11 protein-coding genes are annotated in these 15,311 nt (G+C 69.8%); 6 read left to right on the top strand and 5 right to left on the bottom strand.

The genetic code is table 11. From position 1 onward, the window contains the following. Positions 1-34 precede the first annotated feature (34 nt). Together cobN and EIZ45_RS26475 are read left to right on the top strand one after the other, a co-directional pair. Complete coding sequence (gene cobN / locus EIZ45_RS26480) at positions 35-3,640, top strand: cobaltochelatase subunit CobN (RefSeq protein ID WP_134662689.1); 3,606 nt, start codon at positions 35-37, stop codon at positions 3,638-3,640. A gap of 787 nt (positions 3,641-4,427) precedes the next feature. Then, positions 4,428-5,648, top strand: coding sequence for a chitinase (locus EIZ45_RS26475; RefSeq protein ID WP_134662588.1), 1,221 nt, complete (start codon positions 4,428-4,430; stop codon positions 5,646-5,648). A 70-nt stretch (positions 5,649-5,718) separates the two neighbouring features. Here EIZ45_RS26475 and EIZ45_RS26470 read toward each other — a convergent pair whose 3' ends face one another. Both EIZ45_RS26470 and EIZ45_RS26465 read right to left on the bottom strand, forming a co-directional pair. Continuing rightward, complete coding sequence (locus tag EIZ45_RS26470) at positions 5,719-6,825, bottom strand: dihydrofolate reductase family protein (protein WP_167756575.1); 1,107 nt, start codon at positions 6,823-6,825, stop codon at positions 5,719-5,721. Between the two features lie 32 nt (positions 6,826-6,857). Continuing rightward, positions 6,858-8,090 (bottom strand): aldehyde dehydrogenase family protein, encoded by a 1,233-nt coding sequence (locus EIZ45_RS26465; RefSeq protein ID WP_134662590.1) that lies wholly within the window; start codon positions 8,088-8,090, stop codon positions 6,858-6,860. Between the two features lie 521 nt (positions 8,091-8,611). Between EIZ45_RS26465 and EIZ45_RS26460 the strand changes: the two genes are divergently transcribed. Further along, the gene (locus EIZ45_RS26460; RefSeq protein ID WP_134662591.1) at positions 8,612-9,229 is read left to right on the top strand and encodes an Ltp family lipoprotein; all 618 of its coding nucleotides are present in this window, start codon (positions 8,612-8,614) and stop codon (positions 9,227-9,229) included. 331 nt (positions 9,230-9,560) lie between these two features. On the opposite strand, the gene EIZ45_RS47410 is transcribed toward EIZ45_RS26460, so the two are convergent. The 3 genes from EIZ45_RS47410 to EIZ45_RS26450 all read right to left on the bottom strand — a co-directional run bounded on the left by EIZ45_RS47410 (position 9,561) and on the right by EIZ45_RS26450 (position 11,673). After that, a complete protein-coding gene (locus EIZ45_RS47410) occupies positions 9,561-9,692 on the bottom strand; it encodes a hypothetical protein (protein ID WP_255443402.1) in 132 nt (43 codons plus the stop codon). Positions 9,693-9,827: 135 nt separating this feature from the next. Further along, positions 9,828-10,544, bottom strand: coding sequence for a M50 family metallopeptidase (locus EIZ45_RS26455; RefSeq protein ID WP_037817627.1), 717 nt, complete (start codon positions 10,542-10,544; stop codon positions 9,828-9,830). A gap of 208 nt (positions 10,545-10,752) precedes the next feature. After that, positions 10,753-11,673, bottom strand: a complete 921-nt coding sequence (locus tag EIZ45_RS26450) for a DNA-3-methyladenine glycosylase (protein WP_051729374.1) — start codon at positions 11,671-11,673, stop codon at positions 10,753-10,755. 165 nt (positions 11,674-11,838) lie between these two features. Between EIZ45_RS26450 and EIZ45_RS26445 the strand changes: the two genes are divergently transcribed. From EIZ45_RS26445 to EIZ45_RS26435, 3 genes are all read left to right on the top strand, one after another. After that, entirely contained in the window at positions 11,839-12,600 is a 762-nt protein-coding gene (locus EIZ45_RS26445; RefSeq protein WP_037817629.1) for a class I SAM-dependent methyltransferase, read from the top strand. 37 nt (positions 12,601-12,637) lie between these two features. Then, entirely contained in the window at positions 12,638-13,960 is a 1,323-nt protein-coding gene (locus EIZ45_RS26440; RefSeq protein ID WP_134662592.1) for a M20 family metallopeptidase, read from the top strand. Between the two features lie 107 nt (positions 13,961-14,067). Beyond that, the gene (locus tag EIZ45_RS26435) at positions 14,068-14,898 is read left to right on the top strand and encodes a histone H1-like repetitive region-containing protein (RefSeq protein WP_240692037.1); all 831 of its coding nucleotides are present in this window, start codon (positions 14,068-14,070) and stop codon (positions 14,896-14,898) included. The last annotated feature ends 413 nt before the right edge of the window (positions 14,899-15,311 follow it).

The raw sequence follows: 15,311 nt of genomic DNA, 5'->3' as shown, positions 1-15,311 counted from the left end.
ACCCGGGGCGCGGACACCCCGAGTGAGGAACGCCGTGATCCTGCTGCTGTCCACTTCGGACACCGACCTGCTCAGCGCCCGGGCCAGCGGCGCGGACTACCGCCTCGGCAACCCGTCCCGGCTTCCGCTGCACGATCTGCCCGGGCTGCTGGACGGCGTGTCGATCGTCGTCGTCCGGATCCTGGGCACGCCGCGGACCTGGCAAGAAGGCTTGGACACGCTGCGCGCGTCGGGTGCGCACGTGGTCGTGCTCGGCGGCGAGCAGACGCCGGACGCGGAGCTGATGAAGCTCTCCACCACGCCCGCCGGGATCGCCGCGCAAGCGCATCTGTACCTCGCGCAGGGCGGTCCGGAGAACCTCACGCAGCTGCACCGCTTCCTGTCCGACACGCTGCTGCTCACCGGCGAAGGCTTCGAACCGCCCGCCGGACTGCCGTCGTGGGGCGTGCTTTCGCGGCCCGCCTCCTCGAACGACGGCCCGGTCATCGGGATCCTCTACTACCGAGCGCACCACCTGTCCGGGAACACCGGTTTCGTGCACGCGCTGGCCGACGCGGTCGAATCCGCGGGCGGCCGCGCGTTGCCGATCCACACCGCGTCCCTGCGCACGCGCGCGCCGGAGATGATGGCTGAGCTGGGCAAGGTCGACGCCCTGCTGGTCACCGTGCTGGCAGCGGGCGGCACCCGTCCGTCGGAAGCCGGGGCCGGCGGGGACGACGAATCCTGGGACGTCGCGGAAATGGCCGCGCTGGATGTGCCCGTGCTGCAAGCGTTGTGCCTGACCAGCGACCGCGAAACCTGGTCCGCCAGCGACGACGGCCTGTCCCCGCTCGACGCGGGCAACCAGATGGCGGTACCCGAGTTCGACGGCCGGATCATCACCGTCCCGTTCTCCTTCAAGGAATTCGACGACGACGGCCTCCCCCGCTACATCGCCGACGCCGAACGCGCCTCCCGCGTCGCGCGCATCGCCCTCGCGCACGCCCGGCTCCGCCACACCCCGCCCGCTTCCCGGCGGATCGCCCTGATGCTGTCCGCGTACCCGACGAAGCATTCGCGCGTCGGCAACGCCGTCGGCCTCGACACCCCCGCGTCGGCGATCAAACTCCTGCGCCTCATGCGCGAACGCGGCTACGACCTCGGAGCCGAGGCTTTCCCCGGCGTCGACCCGACCGGCACCGACCAGCCGGACGGCGACGCGTTGATCCACGCCCTGATCGCCGCGGGCGGCCAGGACCCCGAATGGCTCACCGAAGAACAGCTCTCCGGCAACCCGATCCGCGTCCCCGCCGCCCGCTACCGCGCATGGTTCGCTGCCTTGCCGGTCGAGTTGCAAGAGGCGATGGAAGAACACTGGGGCCCCGCACCGGGTTCGCTGTATGTCGACACGTCGGCAAACCCCGAGGGCGACATCGTCCTGGCGTCGCTGCAGTCCGGCAACGTCATCTTGATGATCCAGCCGCCGCGCGGATTCGGCGAGAACCCGGTCGCGATCTACCACAACCCGGACCTGCCGCCGAGCCACCACTATCTCGCCGCCTACCGCTGGCTGGAAGAGGAATTCGGCGCGCACGCCGTCGTCCACCTCGGCAAACACGGTTCGCTGGAATGGCTGCCCGGCAAGACTGCGGGCCTCTCCGCCGCCTGCGCCCCCGACGCCGTACTGGGCAATCTGCCGTTGGTGTACCCGTTCCTGATCAACGACCCCGGCGAAGGCGCGCAAGCGAAACGCCGCGCGCACGCGACGATCGTGGACCACCTGGTCCCGCCGATGGCCCGTGCCGAGTCCTACGGCGACCTGGCCCGGCTCGAGCAGTTGCTGGACGAGCACGCCAACATCGCCGCGATGGACCCGGCGAAGCTCCCGGCGATCCGCGCCCAGATCTGGACCCTCATCCAGGCCGCGAAACTCGACCACGACCTCGGCGTCGAGGAACGCCCGCACGACGCCGAGTTCGACGACTTCCTGCTGCACATCGACGGCTGGCTGTGCGAGGTCAAGGACGCCCAGATCCGCGACGGCCTGCACATCCTGGGCGAGGCCCCGGTCGGCGAGGCTCGGGTAAACCTGGTGCTGGCGATGCTCCGAGCCCAGCAAATGTGGGGCGGCAAGCAAGGCGCCGTCCCCGGCCTGCGCTCCGCACTGGGGCTGAAGGAAAACTCGGACGCCCCGCTGTCCGAAGTAGACGCCATCGAGGCGACCGCGCACACGCTGGTTTCCCAGATGGAGACCCACTCGTGGTCCCCCGCTTCGGTTTCTCCCGTGGTCACCGAAGTGCTGGGTGCTTTTGACGCCGAAGTCGCCCGCGTCCTGACCTTCGCCGCCACCGAGATCGTCCCCCGCTTGGCAGGCACCTCGTCCGAAGTGGACGCCGTCCTGCACGCCCTCGACGGCGGCTACATCCCGGCCGGCCCGAGCGGTTCCCCGTTGCGCGGCTTGGTCAACGTCCTGCCGACCGGCCGAAACTTCTACACCGTGGACCCGAAGGCGATCCCCAGCCGCCTGGCGTGGGAAACCGGCCAGGCACTGGCGGACTCCCTGCTCCGCCGCTACCGCGAAGACACCGGCGACTGGCCGCGGTCCGTCGGCCTCTCGGCGTGGGGCACCTCGGCGATGCGCACCTCCGGCGACGACGCCGCGGAAGTCCTGGCACTGCTGGGCATCCAGCCGGTCTGGGACGAGGCTTCCCGCCGCGTGACCGGCATCGAGCCCATCCCGCTGTCCGAACTGGGCCGCCCCCGGATCGACGTGACAGTCCGCATCAGCGGCTTCTTCCGCGACGCCTTCCCGCACGTCATCACCCTGCTGGACGACGCCGTCCGCCTGGCCGCCTCCCTGGACGAACCCGAAGCCGACAACTACGTCCGCGCCCACGTCAACGCAGACCTGGCCGCCCACGGCGACAACCGCCGCGCCACGACCCGCATCTTCGGCTCCAAACCAGGCGCCTACGGAGCCGGCCTGCTCCCGTTGATGGACTCCGGAAACTGGCGCGACGACAAGGATTTAGCGGAAGTCTATGCGGTCTGGGGCGGCTTCGCGTACGGCCGGGATCTGGACGGCCGCCCCGCCCGCGAGGACATGGAATCGTCGTACAAACGCATTGTGGTAGCCGCGAAGAACACGGACACCCGCGAACACGACATCGCCGACTCGGACGACTATTTCCAGTACCACGGCGGAATGATCGCCACCGTCCGCGCCCTGACCGGCTCCGCCCCCGCGTCCTACGTCGGCGACTCCACCACCCCCGACGCCGTCCGCACCCGTACTTTGGGCGAAGAAACAGCCCGCGTCTTCCGCGCCCGGGTCGTCAACCCGCGCTGGCTGTCCGCGATGCGCCGCCACGGTTACAAGGGCGCTTTCGAACTCGCGGCAACCGTCGATTACCTCTTCGGCTTCGACGCCACCGCGGGCGTGGTGGGCGACTGGATGTACGAGAAGCTGTCCCAGTCGTACGTTTTGGACGAGGAGAACCAGCAGTTCCTGCGGGACGCGAACCCGTGGGCGTTGCGGGGAATCATCGAACGCCTGACGGAAGCCGCGGACCGGGGTCTGTGGGAAGAGCCGGATCCGGAGTTGATGGCCCAGATGCGCGAGGTTTACCTGACGCTGGAAGGCGATCTGGAAAGCGACTGAGCCTTCGCTGTGCCGGGTTGCGGGCCGATCCGCAACCCGGCGCCAACGCTTCTCCAGCCGCGACGCGAGCCCACCAGCGCTCTCCTATGAGCTCCACGGCATTTTCCCCCGCCCCAGCCGTCGCTCAGCACTTTCGCCATGCCACTGGCCAGCCGTTCGACGCCCCGACCCACGCCTCTTCCGTCGCCAGCACACGCCCTTTCGGCCGCACCCGCTAGGCCAACTGCGGCCCCAGCCGCCCGCCCCCGCGAAGGTCCGCCGAACAGTCCCGCCGACGCTCGCTCTTTCGCCAAGCCCGCCCCGCCACTGCTCACGCCACCACTCGCCGAACCGCCCCTGCCCCTCGCCCTACCGCCAAGCCCGCCCCGCCCAACCACGCCACCACCACAGCTCGCGCCACCAGTCGCCGAACCGCCCCCTGCCCCTCGCTCTACCGCCAAGCCCGCCCCGCCCAGCCACGCCACCACCACAGCTCACGCCACCAGTCACCGAACCTCCCCCGCCGAGCAGCCACCGCGACCCCCGACCGGTACCCCCGGCTCGCGCCTGCCCAGTCCAACCGCACCGTCACCGTCTCCCCCTCTCCCCAGCGGACCACTCGCCCCGGCGGTCCGCGTCCTTTTGCGCGGAACCGTTGCGCCACAAGGGCTAACCCGCCGCAGCGAATTCCGGCATACCTCCCGAACCAGCCCCCCGCCGGACAAGAGCAGCCGACCGCACCTTGACTTCATAATGGTCTAGTCCAATGCTTACCGCATTCATTTTCCGAATGCTCGCCGGAGGACAGATGCAGCGAAGCAGACTGGCCGCCACACTCGTCGCCGCCGCTACCGTGGCCGGGGCGGCTGCCGTCGTGGCCGCGACCGCCCACGCGCAGACCGGGGCGTCGACCGGCCTCGACAACAACTGGTACGCCGCCGCGCCGTACCTCATGCCGCAGAGCAACAACCCGCCGGACCCGGTGACCGTCATGAACGCGACCGGGCAGAAAGCGTTCCAGCTGGCCTTCATCCTCGCGCCGAAGGGCGGCGGATGCAGCCCCACCTGGGACGGCACCTCGCCGGTTTCCTCGGACACGACCGTCGGCGACGCGATCAACCGCATCCGCGGCAACGGCGGCGACGTGTCGGTGTCGGTCGGCGGCTACGGCGGCACGAAACTGGGCCAGACCTGCGGCACTGTCGACGCGACCGCCGCGGCCTACCAGCAGGTCGTCGCGAAATACAACCTGAAAGCCATCGACTTCGACCTCGAAGAACCCGAGTACGAAGACACCGCGGCCATCGCGAACGAACTCGGCGCCGCGAAGAAACTGCAGGCGGACAACCCCGGTCTCTTCGTCTCGGTGACCATGCCGGGAACCGCCGCGGGCACCGGCTGGTTCGGCACCCAACTGCTGGACCAGGCGAAGTCGATCGGCTTCTCTCCCAACAACTTCTCGATCATGCCGTTCGACGGCGGTTTCAGCGGCGGCGGTGCGTCGCAGGTGTCGGCGCTCGAGGCGTTCCACGGCTTGCTCCAAAGCCACCTGGGCTGGGACAGCGCCACGGCGTACGCGCACGAGGGTTTCTCGGGAATGAACGGGAAATCCGACAGTTCGGAATACTTCAACGTTTCCGATTTCCAGACCGTGTACGACTACGCGACGAGCCACCACCTCGGCCGGTTCACGTTCTGGGCGGTGAACCGCGACCGGCAATGCACGACGACGACCGACAACAGCGTGTGCTCGAACGTCCAGCAAAACGACTGGGACTTCACGAAGTTCACCACCCGGTTCGCCGGCGCGACCCCACCGCAGACCACTCCGCCGACGAGTCCGACCAGTCCGACCAGCAATCCTCCGGGAACCTGCTCGGCACCGGAATGGCAGAAAACGCAGGTTTACACCGGCGGCACCGTGGTTTCGCACAACAGCCACAAATGGACCGCCAAATGGTGGACCCAGGGCGAGGAACCCGGCACGACCGGCCAATGGGGCGTCTGGACCGACAACGGCGGCTGCTGACCGGCTAGTTTTTTCCCCGATCGGGCGCTGCGACGCGGATTCCGTGCCGCAGCGCCCGATCGTCCGGTGCTCAGGGCCGAACGCCGGGCAGATGCGTGTTCGCCCGCCGGACTTCCGAAGCCAGCGCCGGGACCTCGATCACCCGTCGTCCGGCCGCGACAAGCCGCTCGACCCCTTCGGCCTCGACGAACAACGACGGTTCCCGCCAGGCCATCACCACTCGGGGAATCGCGGTTTCGAGGATCAGCTGCGTGCAGCTTTTGGGGTGGGACGCGCGATCGCTGCACGGTTCGAGCGAGCTGTACATGGTCGCGTCGGCGAGTCGCGGGTCGTGCGGATCGAGCTTCGCCAGCGCGGCTTCTTCCGCATGATTGCGCGGATCGCCTTCGCCGGAATGCCCGGTGGCGAGCACCGTCCCGTCCGGCAGCCCGACGACCGCGCCGACCCGAAACGTCGAACTCGGCGGGCATTCGTCGGCGAGCTCGATGGCCTGCCGCAACCGCAGCAGATCGAGCGACGACGGTTCGACCGCCGCGCGGTACCGCAGCACCGCGACTTCTCCGAACCGTCGCACTTCCGTCAGTTCCAGCGGTCGCGGAAACGCGCCCGGCCCGAGAAACCGCGGCGCTCGCGGGTCGCCGACCATGATCGGCGCGATCGCGAGCCGGAGTTCGTCGGCGAGCCCGGCGTCAAGGAACTGCGTGTGCACCGCCCCGCCGCCCTCGACGAGCAGCGTCCGGATCCCGCGCGCGCCGAGGTCGTCCAGGATGTGCTCGAGCCGCGGCGGGCTGCTGACCTCCACGACGGTCGCGACCGCACTCAAGCTGTCCGCACTGCCTCGCGGCGCGTAGACGAGCTTCTCGGTGTCGCCGACGGTGAAGAACCGCGCCGCCGGATCGAGCTTGCCGCTGCTGGTGACCGTCACCTTGACCGGTTGCTCCGGACGCCCCGCCGCGACCCGCTCACGGCGGAGTTCGGCGGAGCGCACGAGGAGCCGCGGGTTGTCGGCCCGCACCGTGCCCGCGCCGACGAGGATCGCGTCGGCCTCGGCGCGGAGCCGGTCGACCTCCGCGAAGTCGTCCTCGTTGGACAGGAGCAGACGGGTGGCGCCGGCGTCGTCGAGGTAGCCGTCCAGCGATTGCGCCGCGGACAGCAGGACGTGCGGCCGCCCGGTCATCGTGCCCATCCGCTCATCGTGCTCCGGCCAGGTCAGGCGGGCACTACGGCGTACTGGCGGACGTACAGGTCGGTGTAGGTCACCGGCCCGCGCGGCCCCGGCACCCGGTCGAGGTTGATGCCGGTCTCGGGCACCGCGAGCAGCTTGAAGCCGTCCAGCAGTCGGGTCGGCGCGTTCCAGAACACGCCCGTGCCGGTGTAGCCGTCGAAGAACCGCTCCGCGGCCGCCGGGTCCTCGGTCGCGATCCCCGCGGCGAGCCCGGACGTGCGCTCGTTCGCGATCTCGACCGCGTCGACGAGCCCGCCGACCCGCTCCACGGTGACCGTCGCCTCCCGCTCGGAGTCCAGCGCCCACTCGTAGCCGATCGGATGCTCGTGCGGCGCGAGCGAGGGCGTGACGCCGCGCTCGGCCAGCGCCGACTCGATCTGCGGCCACACCGTGTCGTGCACGTCCTCGTGGATCAGCAGCAGGTTCAGCCGGTTGCAGACGCCGAGCCGGTCGAGGCTCGAGAACACGAGGTCACGAACCTTGCCCGCATCCGCCGCGGCGTCGACGTACAGCACACCGCCGCCGTCAGCGTGCGCCAACGTGCGCACCCCGTGCACTGCGGCCTCGGTCGCCAGCGCGCGCGTGCTGTCGCCACTGCCGCGCAGGATGACCAGCGGCACCAGCCCAGGCAGCCGAACCAGCGCCGACGCGGCTTCCCGCTCCACGCGCGGCACCAACTGCACGACGTCCGGATTGATCCCGGCAGCCTCGAGCGCAGGCGCGATCACGACGTCCCGCAACCGCTGCGCCGAGCCAAGCGCCGCCGACCCGGTCCGCAGCACGCCGCCGTTGCGCGACTTGACCAGCTGCGACGCCACGTCGACCGTCACGTTCGGCCGCGCCTCGTAGTTCGCGCCGATGACACCCACCGGACGCCGCCGTTCGACGAGCCGCAGCCCGCCGTCCAAGGTGGACACGTCGACGGCCCGCTCCTGGTGCGGCGCGTCGGCCAGCAGACGCAGCTGATCGGCCATCCCGTCGAGCCGCTCGGGCGTGATGGTGAGCCGGTCGAGCAGACCAGCGCTCATCCCGTCGGCCGTAGCCTTGGCAACATCGGCCCGGTTGGCCTCAAGCACCTCGTCCCGGTGCGCGACGAGCCGCTCCGCCATCCCGACGAGCGCCGCGTCCACCGCCTCGTCCCCGGCGGCAGCCAACGACGGCGCAGCCGCCTTCGCCGCCCGCGCACACTCCTCGACGGCCTTCGCGACCTCGTCCATCGCCTGTCTCCCTCCGGCGGCTCAGCAGACGTCCAGTCTGCCGGACACCCGCCTCTGACCTGCATCGGGACCCTCATCGCGGGCCAGACGCCGGGACGCACCGACCGACCACGAGAGGCTTCCCATGAGTCCCGGAAACCTACCAAAGGCAGCGGCACGCTCAGCCAACGAGCAGCCTTCTGCCGGCGTGGAGCCGGGATTGCCGCCGTGGTCGTAGGCGTGGCGCTGCTCGCGCCCCTGGGCCCGGGCAGCACGAAAAGCGTCCGCGACCGTTGGGCGACGAGGTCGTGGTCACCAAGGCCGGAGCACCCGCGCACAGTTCCTAAGCACGACGGTGCTGGAAACCGACAGGGCTTCCAGACCCCAAAGTCGCCCGAAAGCAACGGTGCACGACCTCCTGATCAGACCGCCGGAACAGGCACCGTTCGGCGATCAAAGCACCTGAGGTAAGTGGACATCACCGCCGTAACGAACGGAGCAGCACACACGACTACAAACCACCTCAGGCCAAGGAGCACCGCATGATCAAGGGCCTCGCCATCTTCGCCGCAGCGGCCGCAGCGGCCGTCACCCTCACCGCCTGCTCCGACGGCGACGCCAGCGGTCTCGGCACGAGTGGTTTGACTCCCGCCTCAACTTCGACGCCCAGCTACCCGCCGCAAGAGTCCTGCCCTCCGCTCAAAGCCGGACAGTCATGCATCAACGGGCAACTGGTCGAGTCCAGCCCCACCAGCGAGACTCCCCAGGCCCTGACGAGTTCACCCGCCGAGACTCCGCAATCCCCTCCTCCGGTCGAGTCCAGCCCAGCGAGCGAGGCACCGCAGTACCCGCCCCAGGTCGAGCAGGCCCGCGACTCCGCGCTGTCCTATCTCAACTACACCGCTTTCTCACGAAACGGCCTGATCGATCAGCTGTCCTCCAAGTACGGCGACAGCTACCCGAAGAACGTCGCCACCCAGGCGGTGGACAGCCTGGACGTCGACTGGAACGAACAGGCAGCCAAGGCGGCGCAGTCGTACCTGGACTACACCTCGTTCTCGTGCACCGGCCTGATCCGACAGCTGTCCTCGAAGTACGGTGCGCAGTTCACCAGCGCCCAGGCCAAGTTCGGCGCGCACCAAACGAAGGCGTGCAAATGACATCCGACGCGTGACCAACGCCGAACAGCTCCCGCACCCCTCACCGCGGCGTCGTGACTGATCACCCGCAGCGGTTGGAGATCGCAACCACCCAGGAGAGCTGGGTCAGGCGCGAACGCCACCAAGCACTCGGACGTGCAGTGTCGCGCACGCCCTGCCAAGCGCGGCGACAGCTTGCCACGGCATTGCCGACGACAGCGTGCGCCCATAACCGGCCGTTCCACCCTACCGCTTGCCACTCAACTGCTTGCCACTCAACTGCTTGCCGCTCAACCAATCCGTCGGCAACCCAGCCAATGCTCAACCGATCCATGGGCCGCCCTGCCAGCGCTCAACCGATCCGTGAGCCGCCCAGCCAGCGCTCGACCAATCCGCCGCGGCCGCCCAGCCAGCGCTCGACCAATCCGCCGCGGCCGCCCAGCCAGCGCTCGACCAATCCGCCGCGGCCGCCGTCCGCTCGCACGCGGAGCGTGCATGAACGTCGCCGCCGCACCGCCACGGGCTTCCGCCGCATCCCAGCGACCGCGCGCCGTCGCACGACGCCACCGAGCCGCCAGTCCGCGTCACCTCACCGCAACCGACAACCGCAGCGACCGCATCACAACGCCAACGGTTGCAGCAGCCACAACCCGCCCGCGATCACGCAACTCGCCGTGAGCACGCCGAACACCAGCACCCACAACACCGCGGGCACAGCGGTCAGCCGGCTCAGCTGATCGGCGTCGGAGTCCCGCGCCTGGCCACGCCGCCGCTTGAGCTGAAGCTCCACCACCGGCCGAACCCCGCCGAACAGCAGGAACCAGGTCAGCAGGTACACGAAGGGCGCCTGCACCACCTTCGGCGCGACCAAGGCCACCAGCCCGAGCACGACAGCGCTTGCCACCACCGTGAACACGCCGTAGGCATTGCGCACCATGATCAGCACGCCCAGCAGCAGCAACGCGACCAGCACGAGCACCGCGGTGATCAGGTCGGCTCCGACCAGGCTCGCGAACAGCAGTCCCAGGACCGACGGGGCGATGTATCCGGCCAAAGCGGTGAACGCCATGCCGGGCCCCTCAGGCTTGCCGCGCGACACGGTGACCCCGGAGGTGTCCGAGTGCAGCCGGATCGACCGCAGCCGCCGTCCGACTGTCACCGCGGCCAGCGCATGGCCTGCCTCGTGCACGATCGTGATGACGTTGCGGGCGAACCGCCACGGCGTCCCGCCGGCCAGCACGACCAGCAAAGCGATCGCGCCGGTGACCAACGTGATGACGCTCGGCGTGTTCGCCTGTTCCAGCGCCGCGCTGACTGTCCCAGTGCTCGCGGCCATGGCCGCACCGGAGACTTCTCCGGTGCCCGGTCGAGCACTGAGCACAGTCGAGACGGCGAGTACAGGCGTAGTCACGCGGACACCTCACCACAGGCCCTATTTGGCTGCTGTGAGTGCCCAGGCAACATCCGTCGACCGCGATTCGGTATGGGCCGCGGCCTCACTCCATGGCATCTCCCTCCTGCCGATCCGCGACTTCAAGTACCGCTCAGTCCGCGACCTCCACGGACACCTTCAGCCGATCAAACCGGAATAGATGGGCAACCCATGACCGATACGGACGCCAATCCTCAGCCAACGGCTCAAGCTCGTCCGGCGGCGTGTCGGGAGGCAACGCGTACTCCGCGCACAGAATCTGGTGGAGCTGGGTGTCCAGGCGGGGGAAGAGATCGGGATGTCCCGCGCCGTGCAGCAAGATCTGCTCGGCGGAGAACGCTCCGATGCCCGGGATCGCACACAGGCGGCTCATCGCTTCGGGGATCGGCAGCGCCAGCAACTCCTCGGTGTCCAGGCGACCGTCTACAGCTGCCCGGGCGACAGCTCGGAGGCGCGCGAGCCGGAATGGCCCCACCGACGGTTCGTCGCCCAGCTCGGCCAGAATCTGCGGCGAGGGAAAGGAAAACAGCCCGTCTTCGCCGACCTGACGGCCATGGCGCACAGTCAACTGCTCGCGAAATCGTCTCGCCTGCGGGACCCGCATTCCTTGCGTGAGCACGGCCCAGCAAGCCGCTTCGTACGGCGACGAAAACAGCACTGGGCGCGCTCCGCTGTGACGGGCGTGCAGCCGCCGGACCACCGAGTCCCGGCTTGCGGCCTCGGCGAACCCCGATTCGTCGACATCAAGCGAAAGCATCCGGCTCACCTGCGCGACCACCCGCGCGGCGACCTCCACCGGCGCCGCCACCCCGACTTCGACCGTGCCCGGGGATCTCTGCCGGATCGCGGCCCCGGCATGGGTCCAGGCCCCCTCCACCGGGAACGCCATCCGCAGCACGCCCGGTTCGGCGGCGAAGGACCCCGCCGGGCCCGCCCCGGCGAGCCACCGCGAGGCGGCGCTCAGGTCGAAGGCCCCATGCACGGCGATTTCACCGGTGGGCAGGTCGATCGGACGCAGGATCGGTGCGGTCATCAGTCAGTCCTCCTCGCTGGTCTCCGCGAGTCGGAGACCGTGCGGACGACGTTAGGAACAGCCACCGACAATGCCGGGCCTCGAACGCTTGATCGGGCAGATCTTCACTCGAACGAGTGAGCAGCTGATGCCGCATACTGCCGGTATCCCACCGAGAGGACCTCCGTGCCGCACCACAGCACCCAGCAACGGCTCACCGATCTGCTCAGCGAACCGGCCACGACAGCCGACGGTTTCTTCGACACCCTCGGCGACGCGGCCCAGGCCGGCCCGCCCACCGGGCTCACCCAGCGGCTCATGCGCACCACGCTGCTGCCGCAGGTATACGAACACTACTGGCGGCCCGTGCTCGGCCGCGTCCTCAAAGGCCCCAGCGGCCCGAGCATGGCCGACGAGGTCGCGCTGGCCTCTGAACGTCTCGGGCTACAGCCGGGCCAAGTCGTGCTCGACGTCGCATGCGGAACCGGCCGGTTCACGCGCGCGTTCGGGGACGCGGTGGGACCGGACGGACTCGCGATCGGCCTGGACGGCGCACGCAGCATGCTTTCGCGCGCGGTCGAAGAAACTGACTCGCCGAACGTGGCTTACCTCCGCGCCGACGCGGTCGAACCGCCGTTGCTTTCGTCCACTGTGGACGCTGTCTGCTGTTTCGCCGCCCTGCACATGTTCGCCGAGCCGGAACGCGCGCTCGATTCGTTCACCCGGATTCTGCGTCCCGGCGGCCGGATCGTCCTGCTCACGAGCGCCCGCCGAGACTGCCGGCTGGCCCGGATCGCCGACACCGCAGGAGGAATCGTCAGCGGGCAACGCATGTTCGACCGAGGGGAGATCGCGGCCGGCTTGCGCGCGCGTGGCTTCGACGAGGTGCGCGAGCAGTACTTCGGCGTCGCCCAACTCGTCTCCGGTCGGCTGTCCGACGTGCGGTGATCCATTTCTGTCGGGGTTCGGAGTTAGCATTCCCCGCATGACCCACGCCGCACCTGTCCCGCCGGACGACAGCCACCTCCGTTCCCTAGTCGAAGCCACCGCCGATGCCGTGGCCGCCGCCGAACCGCTCAGCTCCGACTACGCCGGGGCCGACGCGGAAACCCGTGCTGCGGTTGAAGAAGAAGTGCGTTCCCGCGCGAGCGAACTCGTCGCGCTCAGCCAGGATCTGCACGCGCATCCGGAAGAAGGGTTCGCCGAACACCGGTCAGTCGGCGCGCTCGCCGACTTGCTGCGCGCCCATGGGCACGAAGTCACCGTAGGCCTCGGCGGGCTGGACACCGCGTTGCGCACCGGAACTCCGGACAACAAGGGGCCGCACATCGCGGTTCTGTCCGAGTACGACGCACTGCCCGGATTGGGACACGGCTGCGGGCACAACGTTATTTGCACTGCCGGAGCAGGCGGATTCCTCGGTGCGGCAGCAGTGGCCGAACGACTCGGCGGACGTGTGTCCCTGGTGGGCACCCCTGCCGAGGAAGGCGGTGGCGGCAAGGAGACGCTCGCGCGAGCCGAGGTCTTCGACGATGTCGACGCGGTGATCATGCTGCACCCGTTCAGCCACGACATCGCATTGCACCCGTTCCTCGGCAGGCGGCAGCTCGAGATGGTGTTCCACGGCGTCGGCGCGCATGCTTCGGCCCAGCCGTTCATGGGGCGCAACGCGCTCGACGCGGCGGTGGCGGCCTATCAAGGAGTGTCGGCGCTGCGACAACAGCTGCCGTCGAGCGACCGGGTGCACGGCATCTTCACCGACGGCGGCGCGCGGCCGAACGTGATCCCGGCCCGGGCGGCTCTCCTGTTCTACCTCCGGTCGGCAAATCCCGACACGCTGCGCGACTTGGCCAGCCGGATGACCGCGATCGCCCACGGCGCGGCCGAAATGACGGGCTGCGGAGTGGAATTGCGCTGGGACGCGCAGCCGGCGTATCTGCCGATCCGGTTCAACACGACACTGGCCGGACGGTGGTCGGTCAATCAACAGGGCACGGGGCGGAAACCGCTGCCGCCGGGCATCGTGCCGGAGTTCCTGACGGGGAGCACGGACCTCGGGAATTTGTCTTTCCGGATGCCCGCGCTGCACCCGATGATCGCGGTGTCCGGGCCGACGGTCGCCTTGCACACCAAGGAATTCGCTGAGGCTGCTGGGTCGCCGGCGGGTGATCAGGCGGTCATCGACGGCGCGCTGGGGCTGGCTCTGACAGCCGCCGACTATCTCGCCGACGCGGCGCTGCGCAAAGCCGTGCACGACGAGTTCGAGGCATCGGGAGGGGCGTTGGACGTGCCGAGTTTCTTTGACTGACAAGTGTGGGAGTTGGTGGATGACGATGGCCGGAAGGCTGGAAAGGAGGTGCGCCGCGTCCAGCTTGCCGGGTTGCGCGGAAGCTTTGGACGGTTTGGACTGACGCATTGCTGATCGGCGGTGGTGAGCTCCGCGGGCTCATCGCTCTGGACGGCACGGCACGGCACGGCACGGCACGGCACGGCACGGCACGGCACGGCACGGCACGGCACGGCACGGCACGGCACGGCACGGCACGGCACGGCACGGCACGGCACGGCACGGCACGGCACGGCACGGCACGGCACGGCACGGCACGGCACGGCACGGCACGGCACGGCACGGCACGGCACGGCACGGCACGGCACGGCACGGCACGGCACGGCACGGCACGGCACGGCACGGCACGGCACGGCACGGCACGGCACGGCACGGCACGGCACGGCACGGCACGGCACGGCACGGCACGGCACGGCACGGCACGGCACGGCACGGCACGGCACGGCACGGCACGGCACGGCACGGCACGGCACGGCACGGCACGGCACGGCACGGCACGGCACGGCACGGCACGGCACGGCACGGCACGGCACGGCACGGCACGGCACGGCACGGCACGGCACGGCACGGCACGGCACGGCACGGCACGGCACGGCACGGCACGGCACGGCACGGCACGGCACGGCACGGCACGGCACGGCACGGCACGGCACGGCACGGCACGGCACGGCACGGCACGGCACGGCACGGCACGGCACGGCACGGCACGGCACGGCACGGCACGGCACGGCACGGCACGGCACGGCACGGCACGGCACGGCACGGCACGGCACGGCACGGCACGGCACGGCACGGCACGGCACGGCACGGCACGGCACGGCACGGCACGGCACGGCACGGCACGGCACGGCACGGCACGGCACGGCACGGACGAGGATGCACTGCCTGAGAACGGCTGAGAATTCTCAGCTGATTCTTCTCAGGAAAGCCTGAGGGTTTTCCACAGGCTGCTCATAAGCACAGGCGCGAGTCTGGGTTCATGACCGAGAACGAGAGCCGGCCCGGCCCCGCTACACCCGGTGGGCACCAGCCTCACCAGAGCAGTGAGCAGTATGGCCAGTACCGGGCCGGGTCGAGTCCGTTCGTTGCGGGACAGGGACGTCCGTGGGAGGTCGGAGGCGGTCCTGTCGGGCAAGCCGGAGGGCGTGGCGAGCAGGAGACGGCCGCCAGCGCTCAGCAAGCCGGGCCGGGCAACGCGAAGCTGCCCGGCGGTGCCCAAGCAGCCGGACCCGGAGCGGTCCGGGTGTCCCAGCCGGGTGCTGTCGCGCAGTCTGGGCCGAACACCGCGCCTCTGCCGAGTCCGCACGCCGCA

Origin of the sequence: Amycolatopsis sp. CFH S0740, from assembly GCF_004522315.1 — a bacterium.
Classification (GTDB): domain Bacteria; phylum Actinomycetota; class Actinomycetes; order Mycobacteriales; family Pseudonocardiaceae; genus Amycolatopsis; species Amycolatopsis nivea.
Note: the sequence above shows the minus strand (reverse complement) of the source record. Positions and strands in the feature narration are given on the sequence as shown.